The sequence below is a fragment of the Pseudomonas sp. 21LCFQ010 genome (assembly GCF_024129905.1).
Classification (GTDB): domain Bacteria; phylum Pseudomonadota; class Gammaproteobacteria; order Pseudomonadales; family Pseudomonadaceae; genus Aquipseudomonas.
Map to the genome: position 1 here is coordinate 1 of NZ_JAMYDZ010000006.1, position 17,107 is coordinate 17,107.

Sequence of the window (17,107 nt, forward strand, 5' to 3'; positions counted from 1 at the left end):
TGCGCCCGTGAGGGCAGATAACCAAGGCGTTGCCTTGGTTATCTAATAATCAGCGGCTGAAAATCGGGCCTTTCGGCATCCTCAAGCCGTCCATTTCCGGCTGATGGGCAACTTGTTCGGAGTTTCCTTAGCTACCTTGATACTTGGAAGATCTTCCGCGAAGATCATGCGGTAGCTTATTCCCTTGCCTCCCCAATAGTCTCGCTCAATTTCAAATTTCTCAAAGACTCTCTTCCTACTAATATCTGTTAGCTCAAATAATTCCTTTTTATATTTAATAGAGTATGCTTCTAAGTATGTTCCCTGCTGTCCGTTATCAATAGTAAGCATGAAATCAGCAGTGAAAACGTATGGAACCTTTGTCCCAGGATAGAATGCAGGAGTAATATTTTTTGATATGGCTATCCGATGTGTTGCAGCGTAATCCGTTATAGGGAATTGTTCGCGGATGTCTAGCACCCGAGGATTGAACTCCATCAAAACTAGGAAATTGGCTTCGCCCGTCGACAGGATCTGGTGGGGCCGGTGTATTTTCACCCCCGGGATCCATCGAGAAACCCCACGCGATGAAAAGGAATCTATCTTCAGCCAAGGAATATAGGAAGACAGGGTGCCCTGGCCGGCTCCGCCAGCAATGACCTTGTCCACATACGATTGGCTGACAACCTTTCCACGGGGCTGCTTGAATGACTTGTTCTTGATTGTCGGGAGCCGTGATCTAGCCATAACGCACACCAAGCAAGGTGAGTGGCCGTCTCTCGGAGACATAAGCAGGAGATCGAGCCCTGAATAGCCCTTGATATTACTCACAGGTACGTCTTGTGTCGTACCTTTTTTATCGTGCCTTAGCTAATTTATCCAAAGACAACGATCCATCTCTGAAGCAAATCAAGACGGTGAGGGCCCTTTTAGAAGAAGAAAATAGGAAATCGGGATCCTGATCGGATCCCGAAAATCCCCGTAAACACGGGTTGTTCCCTGCCCTTTTTCACTGTGTTCGACGTTAATTCAATGTGTTTTACCTAATTATCCAAAGACACCAGTCGCCCGCAACCTGTGGATAACCTATTCCACAGTCACCGACTTCGCCAAGTTACGCGGCTGATCCACATCGGTGCCCTTCAACACCGCCACGTAATACGACAGCAGTTGCAGCGGCAAGGTGTAGAGGATCGGCGCCAGGGTGTCGCTGATGTGCGGCATGCCGATCACGTGGATGCCTTCGCCGCTCTTCAAGCCAGCCTTCTCGTCGGCAAACACAATCAGCTCACCACCACGGGCGCGGACTTCCTGCAGGTTGGATTTGAGCTTTTCCAGCAGTTCGTTGTTCGGCGCCACGGTGACCACCGGCATGTCGGCGTCGACCAGTGCCAGCGGGCCGTGTTTGAGTTCACCGGCCGGGTAGGCCTCAGCGTGGATGTAGGAGATTTCCTTGAGTTTGAGCGCACCTTCCATGGCCACCGGGAATTGCGCGCCCCGGCCCAGGAACAGGGTGTGGTGCTTCTCGGCGAACAGTTCGGCGACTTTATCCACAATGCTGTCCATGGCCAGGGCTTCGCCCAGGCGCACCGGCAGGCGGCGCAGTTCTTCGACCAGTTCGGCTTCGACACCGGCTTGCAGGCTGCCTTTGACCTGACCCAGCGACAGGGTCAGCAGCAGCAGCGCAACCAGTTGGGTGGTGAAGGCTTTGGTGGAGGCCACGCCGATTTCCGGGCCGGCCTGGGTCAGCAGGGTCAGGTCTGATTCGCGTACCAGCGAGCTGGTGCCGACGTTACAGATCGCCAGGCTGGCCAGAAAGCCCAATTCCTTGGCGTTGCGCAGGGCCGCCAGGGTGTCGGCGGTTTCGCCGGACTGGGAGATGGTCACGAACAAGGTGTCAGGCTGCACCACGACCTTGCGGTAGCGAAATTCGCTGGCGACTTCGACCTGGCATGGAATGCCCGCCAGACCTTCAAGCCAGTAACGGGCGACCATGCCGGCGTGGTAGCTGGTGCCACACGCAACGATCTGCACGTTACGCACCTTGGCGAACAACTCGGCAGCCTGTGGGCCGAACGCGTGGACCAGCACCTGTTGCTGACCGAGGCGACCTTCCAGGGTGCGCTGTACGACCTTGGGCTGCTCGTGGATTTCCTTGAGCATGAAGTGGCGATACTCACCTTTGTCAGCGGCTTCCGCGCCTTCGTGGTACTGCACCACTTCACGGGTCACCGGCTGGCCGTCTACCGACCAGATCTGCACGCTGTCGCGGCGAATTTCGGCGATATCGCCCTCTTCCAGGTAGACGAAGCGGTCGGTGACTTGGCGCAGTGCCAACTGGTCGGAGGCCAGGAAGTTCTCGCCCAGACCCAGACCGATCACCAGCGGGCTGCCGCTGCGCGCTGCCAGGATACGGTCCGGCTGGCTGGCGCTGATCACCGCCAGGCCATAGGCACCGTGCAGTTGCTTGATCACCGCCTTGAGCGCATCGGCCAGTTCCGGAATGCTTTTGAGGGTGTGGTGCAGCAAGTGGACGATGGTTTCAGTGTCGGTGTCGGAGCTGAACACATAGCCCAGGCCCTGAAGCTGCTCGCGCAGGGCTTCGTGGTTCTCGATGATGCCGTTGTGGACAACTGCGATGTCATGTGCAGAAAAGTGCGGGTGGGCGTTGTGTTCGGTCGGCGCGCCATGGGTCGCCCAACGGGTGTGGGCGATGCCCAGACGGCCAGCCAGCGGTTCGGCGGCCAGGGCCTGCTCCAGTTCGCTGACCTTACCGACCCGGCGGCGCCGCTCAAGCTGGCCGTCGTTGCTGAAAACAGCCACGCCCGCGCTGTCATAGCCACGGTACTCCAGACGCTTGAGGCCTTCGACGAGGATGGCCGTGATATTACGTTCGGCAACGGCGCCAACGATTCCGCACATGGTTGATCTCCTAGCTGACAGCGGCGCAAATGACAGTAATGCCACGAGCCTGTATCTGTTCGCGAGCCTCAAGGGGCAGGCGTTCATCGGTAATAAGGGTATGGATACCGCTCCAGGGCAGTTCCAGATTGGGAATTTTGCGGCCAACCTTGTCGGCCTCGGCCATGACCACGACTTCGCGGGCGACCTCGGCCATGACCCGGCTCAGACCCAGCAATTCATTGAAGGTTGTGGTGCCACGCTGCAAATCGATGCCATCGGCGCCGATGAACAACTGGTCGAAGTCGTAAGAGCGCAGGACCTGCTCGGCGACCTGCCCCTGGAACGACTCCGAATGTGGGTCCCAGGTGCCACCGGTCATCAGTACCACCGGCTCCTGTTCCAGTTCGGTCAGGGCACGGGCGACGTTAAGGGAGTTGGTCATCACCACCAGGCCAGGCTTGGCCCCCAGTTCGCCGATCAACGCAGCGGTGGTGCTGCCGCTGTCGACCACGATCCGCGCATGCTCACGAATGCACTCAGCCGCTGCACGGGCGATGGCTTGTTTATAACGTGATACCGGCTGGCTTTGATCGGTGATCAATTCCTGCGGCAGGGTCACCGCGCCACCGTAACGGCGCAGCAGCAGGCCATTGCTCTCCAGCGCCGTCAGATCCTTTCGAATCGTAACTTCTGAGGTTTCGAAGCGCTTGGCCAGATCATCCACAGTGACCTCGCCCTGCTCATTGAGCAAAGCGAGGATCTGATGGCGGCGTTGCGGCGTGTTACGTTTCGACATTTCGGGTTAAGTTTCGATTCGAAATTTAAGTTGCGCAATAAAAACTCATCGAAAGCCTGCCGTCAAGGGTGTGAATAACTTTTTGACGGCCGCCGTATCTGACGCTGTGCATAACTTCGCGGCAATAACCGCGAAGCTGCACGAACCAAGGGCTGTGAATAACTTACTTCTTGCTGGCTTTGACCGGGCGTTTCCAGCCATCGATATTGCGCTGACGCGCCCGCGCCACAGCCAGTTGTTCGGCGGGCACGTTCTGGGTGATGGTCGAACCGGCGGCGGTGGTGGCGCCCGACGAGATATCCACAGGGGCGACCAGCGAGTTGTTCGAGCCGATGAACACGTCTTCGCCCAGTACCGTCTTGTGCTTGTTGGCACCATCGTAGTTGCAGGTGATGGTCCCGGCGCCGATGTTGGTGCGTGCACCGATATCGGCGTCGCCCAGATAGGTCAGGTGACCGGCCTTGGCGCCCTCGCCCAGCCTGGCGTTCTTCAGCTCGACAAAGTTACCCACATGGGCGCGGGCTTCGAGCACACTGCCCGGACGCAGGCGGGCGAACGGACCGGCATCGCTGCCCTCGCCCAGTACTGCACCTTCAATGTGGCTGTTGGCTTTGACGATCACACCCTTGCGCAGGGTGCTGTCCTTGATGACGCAGTTCGGGCCGATGACCACATCGTCTTCAATGACTACGCTGCCTTCGAGAATCACGTTGATGTCGATCAGTACGTCGCGGCCGACACTGACCTCACCACGCACATCAAAGCGCGCCGGGTCGCGCAGGGTCACGCCGGCAGCCATCAGACGACGGGCAGCGCGCAGCTGGTAGTGACGCTCCAGTTCCGAGAGCTGCTTGCGGTCATTGGCACCCTGCACTTCCATCGGGTCAACCGGTTGTTCGGTGGCAACCACCAGGCCATCGTTGACCGCCATGGCGATCACGTCGGTCAGGTAGTACTCGCCCTGCGCATTGTTGTTGGACAGTCGGCCCAGCCAGTCGGCCAGGCGCTTGCCCGGTACAGCGAGAATGCCGGTGTTGCCTTCCTTGATCGCTTTCTGCGCTTCAGAGGCATCTTTGTGTTCGACGATGGCGCTGACCTGGCCCTGTTCGTTACGCACGATGCGGCCATAGCCGGTCGGGTCATCGAGGTTGACGGTCAGCAGACCCAGTTGCGCCGGGGTGACCTGCTTGAGCAGACGTTGCAGGGTTTCGACTTCGATCAGCGGTACGTCACCGTAGAGGATCAACACGGTTTCGGCGCTCAGCGCCGGCAGTGCCTGGGCCACGGCGTGGCCGGTGCCCAGTTGTTTGTCTTGCAGGACGAAATTCAGATCATCGGCGGCCAAGTGCTGACGTACCGCATCGGCGCCGTGGCCAATCACTACATGAATACCCTGCGGGGATAACTGTCGCGCGCTGTGGATAACGTGACCAAGCATGGAGTTGCCAGCTACCGGATGCAGCACCTTGGGCAGCGCCGAGCGCATGCGGGTGCCCTGGCCTGCGGCGAGAATGACGATATCGAGAGACATGAAGACTACCCATTGAGCGGAACCAGGCCGCAGAAAAACAAAAAGGGTAGCCGAGGCTACCCTTTTTTTTCAATCACACGTGAAGCACAGCGGTATCAACCACCGAACTTCTTGCGGATCTGCTGGACGGTACGCAGCTGGGCTGCGGCCTCGGCCAGACGAGCAGAAGCGGCACTGTAGTCGAAGTCCGCGCCTTTCTCGTTCAGCGCCTTCTCGGCCGCCTTGACGGCGTCCTGAGCAGAAGCCTCATCCAGGTCACCAGCACGTTGCACAGTATCGGCAAGCACCTTGACCATGTTCGGCTGCACTTCGAGGAAACCACCGGAGATGTAGAACACCTCACGGTCGCCGCCCTGCTTGGTCAGCGTGATCGGACCCGGCTTGAGATTGGTAATCAGCGGGGCGTGACCTGGGGCGATACCAAGATCACCCAGGTTGCCGTGCGCAACTACCAGCTCGACCAGACCGGAGAAAATCTCTCCTTCCGCGCTGACGATATCGCAATGGACTGTAATAGCCATGTGCTTGCCTCAACCTGATTAGCGCCCCTTGCGGGGCGCCGGGATTACAGTTTCTTGGCTTTCTCGACCGCTTCTTCGATGCTGCCAACCATGTAGAACGCTTGTTCTGGCAGGCTGTCGTAGTCACCGTTGAGGATGCCTTTGAAGCCAGCAATGGTGTCTTTCAGGGAAACGTATTTGCCTGGAGAACCGGTGAAGACTTCAGCTACGAAGAACGGCTGGGACAGGAAGCGCTGGATCTTACGAGCACGCGATACCAGTTGCTTGTCGGTCTCGGACAGTTCGTCCATGCCCAGAATCGCAATGATGTCTTTGAGCTCTTTGTAGCGCTGCAGCACGTACTGAACGCCGCGAGCGGTCTCGTAGTGCTCGTTGCCGATCACGTTCGGGTCCAGCTGGCGCGAAGTCGAGTCCAGTGGATCGACCGCTGGGTAGATACCCAGGGAGGCGATGTCACGCGACAGTACGACGGTGGCGTCCAAGTGGGCGAAGGTGGTGGCTGGCGACGGGTCAGTCAGGTCGTCCGCAGGTACGTATACCGCCTGGATCGAAGTGATCGAGCCTTGCTTGGTGGAGGTAATACGCTCCTGCAGCACGCCCATCTCTTCAGCCAGAGTCGGCTGGTAACCTACTGCCGAAGGCATACGGCCCAGCAGTGCGGATACTTCGGTACCGGCCAGGGTGTAACGATAGATGTTGTCGACGAACAGCAGAACGTCGTTACCTTCGTCACGGAACTTCTCGGCCATGGTCAGGCCGGTCAGCGCAACGCGCAGACGGTTTCCTGGTGGCTCGTTCATCTGACCGTAGACCAGTGCTACTTTGTCGAGAACGTTGGAGTCCTTCATCTCGTGGTAGAAGTCGTTACCCTCACGAGTACGCTCACCCACACCGGCGAACACGGAATAACCGCTGTGCTCGATGGCGATGTTACGGATCAGTTCCATCATGTTTACGGTTTTGCCGACACCGGCACCACCGAACAGACCAACCTTACCACCCTTGGCGAACGGGCAAACCAGGTCGATAACCTTGATGCCGGTTTCCAGCAGGTCGTTGCCGCCTGCCTGTTCAGCGAACGAAGGAGCGGCGCGGTGGATACCCCAGCGCTCTTCTTCACCGATCGGGCCAGCTTCGTCGATCGGGTTGCCCAGAACGTCCATGATACGGCCCAGAGTCGCCTTGCCGACCGGAACAGCAATCGCTGCGCCAGTGTCGGTAACGCTCAGACCGCGCTTCAGACCTTCGGTCGAACCCATTGCAATGGTACGAACCACGCCGTCGCCCAGCTGCTGCTGAACTTCCAGGGTGGTTTCTGCGCCTTGAACCTGCAGCGCGTTGTAAACACTCGGTACGACGTCACGTGGGAATTCCACGTCGATGACGGCGCCGATGATTTGAACGATACGTCCGCTACTCATAGCTGGATCCTCTGAATATTTGAACCGTTAAACCGCGGCAGCGCCGCCGACGATTTCCGAGATCTCCTGGGTGATCGCAGCCTGACGTGCCTTGTTGTAGATCAGCTGGAGGTCGCTGATCAGGTCACCGGCGTTGTCTGTGGCGTTTTTCATGGCGATCATCCGGGCAGCTTGTTCAGCCGCATTGTTCTCGACCACCGCCTGGTAGACCTGCGACTCCACGTAACGGACCATCAAGCCGTCCAGCAGCTCTTTGGCGTCGGGTTCGTAGAGGTAGTCCCAGTGGTGCTTGAGTCCTTGATCCGGGGTTGCCACCAACGGTACCAGTTGCTCGACCGTCGGCTGTTGCGTCATGGTGTTGATGAACTTGTTCGACACCACGGACAGGCGATCGATACGACCGTCCAGGTAGGCATCCAGCATGACCTTGACGCTGCCGATCAGATCATTGATCGATGGCTCTTCGCCCAGGTGGCTGACCGCTGCAACGACGTTGCCGCCGAAGCTGCGGAAGAATGCCGCACCCTTGCTGCCGATCACGCACAGGTCGATCTCGACGCCCTGCCCGCGAGTGGCGTTCATGTCCTTGACCAGAGCCTTGAACAGGTTGGTGTTCAAGCCACCGCACAAACCACGGTCACTGCTCACAACGACATAGCCGGCACGCTTGACAGGGCGCTCGACCATGAACGGGTGACGATATTCCGGGTTGGCGTTGGCCAGATGACCAATCACCTGGCGGATACGCTCCGCATAAGGACGGCTAGCAGCCATGCGCAGTTGAGCCTTGCGCATTTTGCTGACCGCCACTTTTTCCATGGCGCTGGTAATTTTTTGCGTGCTTTTAATGCTCGCAATCTTACTGCGAATCTCTTTTGCGCCTGCCATGTATCACCTATCAGGTTAGCAAGCGGGGGCGTGAAGCCCCCGCCGCGGCTTACCAGGTCTGGGTGGCCTTGAACTTCTCGATACCGGACTTGATGCCAGCGTCGATTTCGTCGTTGAAATCACCCTTCACGTTGATCTTCGCCAACAGGTCGGCGTGATCGCGGTGGAAGTAGGCGATCAGAGCTTGTTCGAAGCTGCCGATCTTGGCGATTTCCACGTCGGTCAGGAAGCCACGCTCAGCGGCGTACAGCGACAGCGCCATGTCAGCGATCGACATTGGAGCGTATTGCTTCTGCTTCATCAGCTCGGTAACGCGCTGACCATGCTCAAGCTGCTTACGGGTGGCTTCGTCCAGGTCAGAAGCGAACTGGGCGAATGCTGCCAGTTCACGGTACTGAGCCAGAGCGGTACGGATACCACCGGAGAGCTTCTTGATGATCTTGGTCTGAGCGGCACCACCAACGCGGGATACCGAAACACCGGCGTTCACTGCTGGGCGGATGCCCGAGTTGAACATGGCCGATTCCAGGAAGATCTGACCGTCGGTGATGGAAATCACGTTAGTCGGAACGAACGCGGAAACGTCGCCAGCCTGGGTTTCGATGATCGGCAGAGCGGTCAGGGAACCGGTTTTGCCAGTCACTGCACCGTTGGTGAACTTCTCTACGTACTCTTCGGAAACGCGCGATGCACGCTCCAGCAGACGGGAGTGGAGATAGAACACGTCACCTGGGTACGCTTCACGTCCTGGTGGACGGCGCAGCAGCAGGGAGATCTGACGGTAAGCAACGGCTTGCTTGGACAGGTCATCGTAGACGATCAGGGCGTCTTCACCGCGGTCGCGGAAGAACTCACCCATGGTGCAACCAGCGTACGGAGCCAGGAACTGCAGTGCAGCCGATTCCGAAGCGCCAGCGGCGACGATGATGGTGTTGGCCAGTGCGCCGTTCTCTTCCAGCTTGCGAACCACGTTGGCGATGGTCGATTGCTTCTGACCAACCGCTACGTAGACGCAGAAGATGCCGCTGTCTTTCTGGTTGATGATGGCGTCGATCGCCATCGCGGTTTTACCGATCTGACGGTCACCGATGATCAGCTCACGCTGGCCACGGCCGACCGGGATCATGGCGTCAACCGACTTGTAGCCAGTCTGTACAGGCTGGTCTACCGACTTACGCCAGATCACGCCTGGAGCAACTTTCTCGACCGCGTCGGTCTCGGTGTTGTTCAGCGGACCTTTGCCGTCGATCGGGTTACCCAGTGCGTCGACAACGCGACCCAGCAGTTCCTTACCAACCGGAACTTCCAGGATGCGACCGGTGCACTTGGCACTCATGCCTTCAGCCAGAGTGGTGTACGCGCCCAGAACTACAGCACCTACGGAGTCTTGCTCCAGGTTCAGTGCCATACCGTAGACGCCGCCCGGGAACTCGATCATTTCGCCGTACATGACGTCGGCCAGACCGTGAATCCGCACGATACCGTCAGACACGCTGACGACAGTGCCTTCGTTACGGGCTTGGGAGGACACATCGAGCTTTTCGATGCGGCCCTTGATGATTTCGCTAATTTCGGAAGGATTGAGTTGCTGCATTGCTCTGCTGCCCCTTCAAACTCAAGATTTCAGTGCTTCGGCCAGTTTCGCGATTTTGCCGCGAACCGAGCCATCGATTACCAGGTCACCGGCGCGGATTACGACGCCACCAATCAGGCTGGCATCCTCCGCAACGTGCAGTCGCACTTCCCGGCCAAGCCGAGCACTGAGAACCGTGGCGAGTTTGTCTTGCTGTTCTTGGTTCAATGCAAAAGCACTGGTGACTTCAGCGTCTACCGATTTTTCCTGTTCAGCCTTGTACAGCTCGAACAGGGCGGCAATCTCCGGCAACAGCGGGAGACGGTCGTTCTCGGCAATGACGTTAATGAAGTTCTGTGCCTTTTCATCAACCTTGTCGCCGCACACTTCAATAAAAGTGGCGGCCTTTTGTGCGCTCGTCAGTCGCGGGGCCTTGAGCAGGCGCTGCATGGTGTCATCTTGTGACACCGCAGCTGCCAGGCCGAGCATGGCTGACCAATTGGCCAGTTGCTGGTGGGCCTGAGCGTGCTCGAAGGCCGCCTTTGCGTAAGGTCGGGCCAACGTGGTCAGTTCTGCCATGATCGCCCTCGCTTAAATTTCAGCAGCCAGTTTGTTGACCAGCTCTGCGTGCGCGTTTTGATCGATTGTGGAGCCCAGGATCTTCTCGGCGCCATTGACAGCCAGGCTACCCAGTTGGGCACGCAGGGCGTCTTTGACACTGTTCAGTTCTTGCTCGATCTCGGCCTGAGCCTGAGCCTTCACGCGGTCAGCTTCAACGCGAGCCTGTTCACGGGCTTCGTCGACGATCTGGTTACCGCGTTTCTTGGCCTGCTCAATGATCTCAGCTGCCTGAGCCTTGGCTTCGCGCAGTTGTTGACCCGCTTTTTCTTGGGCCAGCTCCAGGTCGCGAGCAGCTCGAGAGGCAGCGTCCAAGCCATCCGCAATCTTCTTCTGACGTTCGCGCAAGGCAGTGATGACCGGAGGCCACACATACTTCATGCAAAACAGTACAAAGATCGCGAACGCAATGCTCTGGCCAATCAAGGTTGCATTAATGTTCACGCCAACACCTCGCTGTTACGTTTTCCATCCCACCCATCAACTCGACAAGTCGAGTGATTAGCCAGCGAGTTGACCAACGAAGGGGTTCGCGAAGGTGAAGAACAGAGCGATACCAACACCGATCATGGTCACGGCGTCGAGCAGACCGGCAACGATGAACATTTTAACTTGCAGCATTGGCACCATTTCTGGCTGGCGAGCAGCGCCTTCCAGGAATTTGCCGCCCAGCAGGCCGAAGCCGATAGCAGTACCCAGAGCGCCCAGGCCGATCAGCAGAGCAACAGCGATAGCGGTAAGACCAACTACAGTTTCCATCTTTCCTCCCGACTTTTACGTCGTATTGGTTAGTTTTTAGATTGAAGCGTGAAACAGAATCGTTATTTACATCAGCCCTTGCGGGCACCCTCGCATCCTGGCCATTACAGCCGACGCGAGGGTCATCAGATACGCCGCGAGGCGATCTTAATGGTTATCTTCGTGAGCCATCGACAGATAGACGATGGTCAGCATCATGAAGATGAACGCTTGCAGGGTGATGATCAGGATGTGGAACACCGCCCATGCCCATTGCAGAACGACACCCAGACCGCTCAGCCACAGCAGGCCGGCGCCGAACATCACGGCAATGAGGATGAAGACCAGCTCGCCGGCGTACATGTTGCCGAACAGACGCAGTGCCAGCGAGATTGGCTTGGCGATCAGGGTCACGAACTCGAGCAGGAAGTTGACCGGAATCAGCAGCGCTTGAACGAAAACGTTCTTGCTGCTGAACGGGTGCAGGGTCAACTCGCCGATGAAGCCGCCGAAGCCCTTGATCTTGATGCTGTAGAAAATGATCAGCGCGAACACCGACAGGGCCATGCCCAGGGTCGCGTTCGGGTCGGTTGTAGGTACGGCACGGAAGAACAGGTGCTCGTCACCGGCAATTTTGGCGGCCAGAACCGGGATCCAGTCTACCGGTACCAGGTCGACGGCGTTCATCAGGAACACCCAGGCGAAGATGGTCAGTGCCAGAGGCGCGATCACGGCGCTACGGCCGTGGAAGCTGTCTCTTACGCTGCCGTCGACGAACTCGACCAGCACTTCAACGAAGTTCTGCAGTGCACCAGGCTGGCCGGAAGTGGCCTTCTTGGCTGCCATACGGAAGATCAGTACGAAAAGGATGCCCAGAAGCACCGAAAACCCGAGGGTATCGACGTGGAAGGCCCAAAAGCCCATTTCCTTTGCTTCTGCTGCGGTGTGGGCAAAGCCCCAGCTGCCATCAGCGAGCTGACCGAAGGTCAAGTTCTGCAAGTGGTGCTGGATATAGCCCGAAGCGGTTTCTGCTGCCATGGTTGCCTCAAACGCCCTAAGGTCTGGAAAGTCTTGTTCTCATCAACAGGGGAGCGAACCAGTTGACCACCTGGATCAACATGAACACGCCGAATACAGCCAGCGGCGCCAAAGGCTTCACACCTGCGAACGTCAGTGCAAACAGCACTGCGGTCAAAATCAGTTTGCCCGCCTCGCCGGCGTAGAACGACCGGACGATGGCTTTGGCGGCTCGGGCTCCGGTAAACCGGAACGCCTTGTGAGCGAAATACATATTGGGCAGCCAAGCTATCAGGCCCCCACAAAGCCCCGAATACCCGGCTACGACTCCATTCCACTGCCACAGCGCCAAGGCAGCCAGTACAACGACGATCAATTGCGCCATCAGTACCGGGAAAACCGCAAGGCGGTGGAACGGCAGGCGGTCTGGCTTGCGTGATTCCATCGCTACAGCTCCTCGGTCGGCGGTCGCCATCATCGTTAACTTGGCATAATTTGTGCCGACAAAATGCGCGCAGAGTATAGGGGCGGTTCAGCCCCCGTTCAACTCCAAGGAGTCGATTTCCGACTACACGTTACAGGTCAATTGTTTCAGCGGATGTGAGCAAGAACGCCTTGCAGCTCATCGAGGGAGTTGTAACGGATCACCAGTTGCCCCTTGCCCTTCTGCCCGTGGCGAATCTGCACCGCAGAGCCCAGCCGCTCTGCCAGGCGCTGCTCCAGCCGGCTGATGTCGGGGTCGGCCTTGGGGGGCTCGACAGGTTCAGGTTTATCACTCAGCCACTGCCTGACCAGTGCTTCGGTCTGGCGCACAGTGAGCCCGCGTGCGACAACGTGTCGCGCCCCTTCAACCTGACGATCATCAGGCAAACCGAGCAATGCACGGGCATGCCCCATTTCCAGATCACCATGCGAGAGCATGGTCTTGATCACCTCAGGCAAGGTAATCAGGCGTAACAGATTGGCCACACTGACCCGCGACTTGCCGACCGCATCGGCCACTTGCTGCTGAGTGAGCTGGAATTCCTGCTGCAGCCGCTGCAGGGCAATGGCTTCTTCGACCGGGTTGAGGTCTTCGCGCTGGATGTTCTCGATCAGCGCCATGGCAATGGCCGCTTCGTCAGGGACGTCACGGACCATGGCCGGAATGGTTTCGACCCCGGCCTGCTGGCTGGCACGCCAGCGGCGCTCACCGGCAATGATCTCGAAACGATCGTTACCGATCGGACGAATCACGATCGGTTGCATGACCCCTTGCTTGCGGATCGACTGCGCCAGCTCTTCGAGCGCCTGCGGGTCCATGTCGCGACGTGGCTGGTATTTGCCACGCTGGATCTTGTCCAGCGGCACATGTTGCAGCTCGTTCTGGTCGAGTTTGCTGGCCTGTTGCTCCAACACAGTGACACTGGGCACGCTCGGGCTGCTCAACAGTGCATCCAGCCCGCGTCCGAGACCTCTTTTCTTGACGGCCATGGTTTCCTCAGGCTGGTTTGGCAGCTTTTGCACTGCGACGTTGACGACGGACCAGTTCACCGGCCAGGGCCAGGTAAGCCAGGGCACCACGCGATGACTTGTCGTAGGTGAGCACCGGCATGCCGAAACTCGGCGCCTCGGCCAGGCGGATGTTGCGTGGAATCACCGTGTCGTAGAGCTGATCGCCAAAGTGTTCCTTGAGCTGTGCGGAAACATCGTTGCTCAGGCTCAGGCGCGGGTCATACATGGTGCGCAACAACCCCTCGATCTTCAGCTGCGGATTGAGCAGCTCACCAATACGCTTGATGTTATCCACAAGGTCACTCAACCCTTCGAGCGCGAAGTATTCGCACTGCATGGGGATAATTACCCCGTCGGCTGCAACCAGGGCATTGAGGGTCAGCATCGACAGCGACGGCGGGCAGTCGATGAGAATGTAATCGTAGCTTTCACGGATCGGCGCCAGCGCATTGCGCAGACGGCTCTCCTTCATCTGCATTTCCAGCAGTACCACTTCGGCCGCCGTCAGGTCACGGTTGGCCGGCAGCAGTTGATAACCACCGTGTTCGGAGAACTGCATGGCCGCCGACAGATCGCATTCACCGATCAGCAGGTCGTACACCGAGTTTTCCAGGTTGTGTTTATCCACACCGCTACCCATGGTGGCGTTGCCCTGTGGATCGAGGTCGATCAACAGCACCCGACGCTTGGTGGCGACCAGCGACGCTGCGAGGTTGATACAGGTGGTGGTTTTACCCACACCACCTTTCTGGTTCGCAATCGCGAATACCTTAGCCATTCTTGCTTGTGTTCCCAATCATGCCGTGCGGCGCAGTATCAGCAGATGGCGTTGGCCTTGGCAACCTGGAACGGCCAGGGCCTGTGCGCTATCGAGGCGAAAATCTGCTGGCAATGCTACCAGCTCATCGGTCGGATGCAGCCCTTTCATTGCCAGCCAGCGTGTATCCGTGTCACCCATATGACGGGTCCAGCCGGTGAAATCTTCAAGACTGCTGAACGCCCGGGAAATGATACCGGTGAACGGCTCGGCAGGCTGATAGCTTTCGGCACGGCTGTGGATAACCTCAAGGTTATCCAGTTTCAATTCAAGTTTTACCTGAGTCTGGAAGCGGCTTTTCTTGCCATTGCTGTCCAGCAGCGCAACGCGGGTATCTGGAAACATGATCGCCAGCGGGATGCCGGGCATGCCACCACCGCTGCCCACATCCAGCCAGCGTTCGGCGTTGATCGACGTTGAGTCAACAAAGGGCAGTACGCTGAGGCTGTCGAGTAGATGCCGGGAAACCATCTCGTCCGGGTTGCGCACCGCGGTGAGATTGTAGGCCTTGTTCCATTTTATCAACAGGGCCAGGTACGCCAGCAACTGGCTGTGCTGGGTTTCACTGAGCTCGATGCCCAATTGCCGGGCGCCTGTGGATAATTCCTCGGCATGTTGCGGTGTCACCATGGCACTCAAGCGCTTTGCTCCAACTCGCGGCCTGCACCGCGTTTTTTCAGGTGAATCATCAACAGCGAAATCGCCGCCGGTGTGACGCCGGGAATACGCGATGCCTGCCCAAGCGTCTCGGGACGAGTTATCCCCAGCTTGGATTGAATCTCTTTGGACAGCCCGGAAATGTTCGAATAGTCAATGTCGTGCGGCAGACGGATATCTTCGCTGGCCCGCAGACGAGCGATTTCTTCCTGCTGACGCTCGATATAACCGGCGTACTTGGTCTGGATCTCGACCTGTTCGGCAGCCTGTGGATCGTTACAACCGGCGCCGGTCAGTTCCACCAGGCTGGCGTAGTCGATTTCCGGACGGGTCAGCAGGCTGAGCAGATTGTATTCGTGAGACAACGGTGTGCCGAATCGTTCAGCAATGGCATCACCTTGCTCGGTGCCCGGACGAACCCAGGTGGTTTTCAGCCGTTGCTCTTCGCGTTCGATGCTTTCGCGCTTGGCGCAGAAGGCGGCCCAGCGGCTGTCGTCGATCAGGCCCAGTTCACGGCCTTTTTCGGTCAGGCGCAGATCGGCGTTGTCTTCGCGCAGAATCAGGCGGTACTCGGCCCGGGAGGTGAACATCCGGTACGGTTCCTGGGTTCCCAGGGTAATCAGGTCATCGACCAGTACACCGATGTACGCTTCATCGCGGCGCGGGCACCAGCTTGGTTTGCCCTGGGCGCGCAATGCGGCGTTGGTTCCGGCAAGCAGCCCTTGCGCACCGGCCTCTTCGTAACCGGTGGTGCCGTTGATCTGCCCGGCGAAGAACAACCCGCCAATGACTTTGGTTTCCAGGCTGTATTTCAAGTCGCGCGGATCGAAGTAGTCGTATTCGATGGCATAGCCAGGACGCACGATGTGTGCGTTTTCCATACCACGAATCGAGCGCACCACCTGCAACTGCACATCGAACGGCAGCGAAGTGGAAATACCGTTCGGATACAGCTCATGGGTGGTCAGGCCTTCGGGCTCGATGAACACCTGGTGGCTGTCCTTGTCGGCGAACCGGTGAATCTTGTCTTCGATCGATGGGCAGTAGCGCGGGCCGATCCCTTCGATCATGCCCGAATACATCGGCGAGCGATCCAGGTTGGCGGCAATGATCTCGTGGGTCCGGGCGTTGGTGTGGGTAATCCAGCAACTGACCTGACGTGGATGCTGCTCTTTGTTGCCAAGAAACGACATCACCGGGATCGGCGTATCGCCCGGTTGCTCGCTCATTACCGAGAAATCGACCGAACGGCCATCGATTCGTGGCGGCGTACCGGTTTTCAGGCGACCAACGCGCAACGGCAATTCACGCAGGCGGTGAGCCAGGGCAATCGACGGCGGATCACCTGCCCGGCCGCCGGAATAATTCTGCATGCCAATGTGGATCAGGCCGCTCAGGAAGGTCCCGGTGGTCAGCACGACAGAGTCGGCCATGAACCGCAGCCCCATCTGAGTGACAACGCCGCGCACCTGATCCTGTTCAACAATCAGGTCATCCGCCGATTGCTGGAATATCCACAGATTGGGCTGATTTTCGAGGGTTTCGCGGATCACCGCCTTGTACAAGGCGCGGTCAGCCTGAGCCCTTGTGGCACGTACGGCCGGGCCTTTGCGGCTGTTAAGCACACGAAACTGAATACCGGCCAGGTCGGTGGCCGTTGCCATCGCACCGCCGAGTGCATCGATTTCCTTAACCAGATGGCTTTTACCTATACCGCCAATGGCGGGGTTACAGCTCATATGACCAAGGGTGTCGACGTTGTGCGTCAACAGGAGGGTCTTAACGCCCATGCGTGCCGCAGCCAGTGCCGCTTCGGTACCGGCATGACCGCCACCGATGACGATCACTTCAAAACGGGAAGGGAAATCCACCACGCACCTCGTGCCTGTTGTGATGAGAAATAGGGAACTGACAAGTATAGAGACTTCCCGCCCTTCTATGAAACCCGGTGACCAAAAAATGACCAGCTGTGCTAACGAGACATGAGATTAAAAAAATAAAAAAGAAAGAAAGTTTATAAAACCTTGTTTTTAATGCTTATGTTATGCACCGCCCTTTCTGTGGATAAAGTTCTGTAGGCATTGTAATCCGTACTGTACAGAGGTTTTGAAGTCTGTGACCATGTGGCCTTGAGGGGCTTGGATAACCTGTTT

17 protein-coding genes are annotated in these 17,107 nt (G+C 57.9%); all 17 read right to left on the minus strand.

The window, feature by feature from the left end; all coding sequences use genetic code 11:
• Positions 1 to 81: 81 nt before the first annotated feature.
• The 17 genes from NJC38_RS09215 to mnmG all read right to left on the minus strand — a co-directional run bounded on the left by NJC38_RS09215 (position 82) and on the right by mnmG (position 16,825).
• Entirely contained in the window at positions 82 to 648 is a 567-nt protein-coding gene (locus tag NJC38_RS09215) for a TnsA endonuclease N-terminal domain-containing protein (RefSeq protein ID WP_253113706.1), read from the minus strand.
• 417 nt (positions 649 to 1,065) lie between these two features.
• The gene (gene glmS, locus NJC38_RS09220) at positions 1,066 to 2,901 is read right to left on the minus strand and encodes a glutamine--fructose-6-phosphate transaminase (isomerizing) (protein WP_253113708.1); all 1,836 of its coding nucleotides are present in this window, start codon (positions 2,899 to 2,901) and stop codon (positions 1,066 to 1,068) included.
• A gap of 10 nt (positions 2,902 to 2,911) precedes the next feature.
• On the minus strand, positions 2,912 to 3,679 hold the full coding sequence (locus tag NJC38_RS09225) for a DeoR family transcriptional regulator (protein ID WP_045485352.1): 768 nt from the start codon (positions 3,677 to 3,679) through the stop codon (positions 2,912 to 2,914).
• 163 nt (positions 3,680 to 3,842) lie between these two features.
• On the minus strand, positions 3,843 to 5,210 hold the full coding sequence (gene glmU, locus NJC38_RS09230; RefSeq protein WP_253113710.1) for a bifunctional UDP-N-acetylglucosamine diphosphorylase/glucosamine-1-phosphate N-acetyltransferase GlmU: 1,368 nt from the start codon (positions 5,208 to 5,210) through the stop codon (positions 3,843 to 3,845).
• A gap of 95 nt (positions 5,211 to 5,305) precedes the next feature.
• Positions 5,306 to 5,731, minus strand: a complete 426-nt coding sequence (locus tag NJC38_RS09235) for a F0F1 ATP synthase subunit epsilon (RefSeq protein WP_045485348.1) — start codon at positions 5,729 to 5,731, stop codon at positions 5,306 to 5,308.
• Between the two features lie 44 nt (positions 5,732 to 5,775).
• Positions 5,776 to 7,152: a F0F1 ATP synthase subunit beta gene (gene atpD, locus NJC38_RS09240; RefSeq protein ID WP_045485346.1), complete on the minus strand. Its 1,377-nt coding sequence runs from the start codon at positions 7,150 to 7,152 to the stop codon at positions 5,776 to 5,778.
• Positions 7,153 to 7,179: 27 nt separating this feature from the next.
• A complete protein-coding gene (gene atpG, locus NJC38_RS09245) occupies positions 7,180 to 8,040 on the minus strand; it encodes a F0F1 ATP synthase subunit gamma (protein WP_045485344.1) in 861 nt (286 codons plus the stop codon).
• A 49-nt stretch (positions 8,041 to 8,089) separates the two neighbouring features.
• Positions 8,090 to 9,634, minus strand: a complete 1,545-nt coding sequence (atpA, locus tag NJC38_RS09250; protein ID WP_045485342.1) for a F0F1 ATP synthase subunit alpha — start codon at positions 9,632 to 9,634, stop codon at positions 8,090 to 8,092.
• A gap of 21 nt (positions 9,635 to 9,655) precedes the next feature.
• Positions 9,656 to 10,192: a F0F1 ATP synthase subunit delta gene (locus NJC38_RS09255; RefSeq protein ID WP_045485340.1), complete on the minus strand. Its 537-nt coding sequence runs from the start codon at positions 10,190 to 10,192 to the stop codon at positions 9,656 to 9,658.
• A 12-nt stretch (positions 10,193 to 10,204) separates the two neighbouring features.
• A complete protein-coding gene (locus tag NJC38_RS09260; RefSeq protein ID WP_045485338.1) occupies positions 10,205 to 10,675 on the minus strand; it encodes a F0F1 ATP synthase subunit B in 471 nt (156 codons plus the stop codon).
• A 57-nt stretch (positions 10,676 to 10,732) separates the two neighbouring features.
• Positions 10,733 to 10,990, minus strand: coding sequence for a F0F1 ATP synthase subunit C (gene atpE / locus NJC38_RS09265; protein ID WP_002555987.1), 258 nt, complete (start codon positions 10,988 to 10,990; stop codon positions 10,733 to 10,735).
• A 147-nt stretch (positions 10,991 to 11,137) separates the two neighbouring features.
• The gene (atpB, locus tag NJC38_RS09270) at positions 11,138 to 12,007 is read right to left on the minus strand and encodes a F0F1 ATP synthase subunit A (RefSeq protein WP_045485336.1); all 870 of its coding nucleotides are present in this window, start codon (positions 12,005 to 12,007) and stop codon (positions 11,138 to 11,140) included.
• A 16-nt stretch (positions 12,008 to 12,023) separates the two neighbouring features.
• Positions 12,024 to 12,431, minus strand: coding sequence for a F0F1 ATP synthase subunit I (locus NJC38_RS09275; protein ID WP_045485335.1), 408 nt, complete (start codon positions 12,429 to 12,431; stop codon positions 12,024 to 12,026).
• A 146-nt stretch (positions 12,432 to 12,577) separates the two neighbouring features.
• On the minus strand, positions 12,578 to 13,459 hold the full coding sequence (locus NJC38_RS09280; protein WP_253113713.1) for a ParB/RepB/Spo0J family partition protein: 882 nt from the start codon (positions 13,457 to 13,459) through the stop codon (positions 12,578 to 12,580).
• Between the two features lie 7 nt (positions 13,460 to 13,466).
• The gene (locus NJC38_RS09285) at positions 13,467 to 14,258 is read right to left on the minus strand and encodes a ParA family protein (protein WP_045485333.1); all 792 of its coding nucleotides are present in this window, start codon (positions 14,256 to 14,258) and stop codon (positions 13,467 to 13,469) included.
• Between the two features lie 18 nt (positions 14,259 to 14,276).
• Positions 14,277 to 14,936, minus strand: a complete 660-nt coding sequence (gene rsmG, locus NJC38_RS09290; protein ID WP_045485332.1) for a 16S rRNA (guanine(527)-N(7))-methyltransferase RsmG — start codon at positions 14,934 to 14,936, stop codon at positions 14,277 to 14,279.
• Positions 14,933 to 16,825 (minus strand): tRNA uridine-5-carboxymethylaminomethyl(34) synthesis enzyme MnmG, encoded by a 1,893-nt coding sequence (gene mnmG, locus NJC38_RS09295; protein ID WP_253113735.1) that lies wholly within the window; start codon positions 16,823 to 16,825, stop codon positions 14,933 to 14,935. Before mnmG ends, rsmG begins: the two co-directional genes overlap by 4 nt.
• Positions 16,826 to 17,107: the final 282 nt, after the last annotated feature.

Bases quoted from the DNA above. Each gene is read 5' to 3' on its own strand.
- NJC38_RS09235 (WP_045485348.1), bottom strand. From the start codon at position 5,731: ATGGCTATTACAGTCCATTGCGATATCGTCAGCGCGGAAGGAGAGATT.
- NJC38_RS09255 (WP_045485340.1), bottom strand. From the start codon at position 10,192: ATGGCAGAACTGACCACGTTGGCCCGACCTTACGCAAAGGCGGCCTTC.
- atpG (WP_045485344.1), bottom strand. From the start codon at position 8,040: ATGGCAGGCGCAAAAGAGATTCGCAGTAAGATTGCGAGCATTAAAAGC.
- atpB (WP_045485336.1), bottom strand. From the start codon at position 12,007: ATGGCAGCAGAAACCGCTTCGGGCTATATCCAGCACCACTTGCAGAAC.
- atpA (WP_045485342.1), bottom strand. From the start codon at position 9,634: ATGCAGCAACTCAATCCTTCCGAAATTAGCGAAATCATCAAGGGCCGC.
- atpD (WP_045485346.1), bottom strand. From the start codon at position 7,152: ATGAGTAGCGGACGTATCGTTCAAATCATCGGCGCCGTCATCGACGTG.
- NJC38_RS09225 (WP_045485352.1), bottom strand. From the start codon at position 3,679: ATGTCGAAACGTAACACGCCGCAACGCCGCCATCAGATCCTCGCTTTG.
- atpE (WP_002555987.1), bottom strand. From the start codon at position 10,990: ATGGAAACTGTAGTTGGTCTTACCGCTATCGCTGTTGCTCTGCTGATC.
- NJC38_RS09275 (WP_045485335.1), bottom strand. From the start codon at position 12,431: ATGGAATCACGCAAGCCAGACCGCCTGCCGTTCCACCGCCTTGCGGTT.
- NJC38_RS09285 (WP_045485333.1), bottom strand. From the start codon at position 14,258: ATGGCTAAGGTATTCGCGATTGCGAACCAGAAAGGTGGTGTGGGTAAA.
- glmS (WP_253113708.1), bottom strand. From the start codon at position 2,901: ATGTGCGGAATCGTTGGCGCCGTTGCCGAACGTAATATCACGGCCATC.
- glmU (WP_253113710.1), bottom strand. From the start codon at position 5,210: ATGTCTCTCGATATCGTCATTCTCGCCGCAGGCCAGGGCACCCGCATG.
- NJC38_RS09280 (WP_253113713.1), bottom strand. From the start codon at position 13,459: ATGGCCGTCAAGAAAAGAGGTCTCGGACGCGGGCTGGATGCACTGTTG.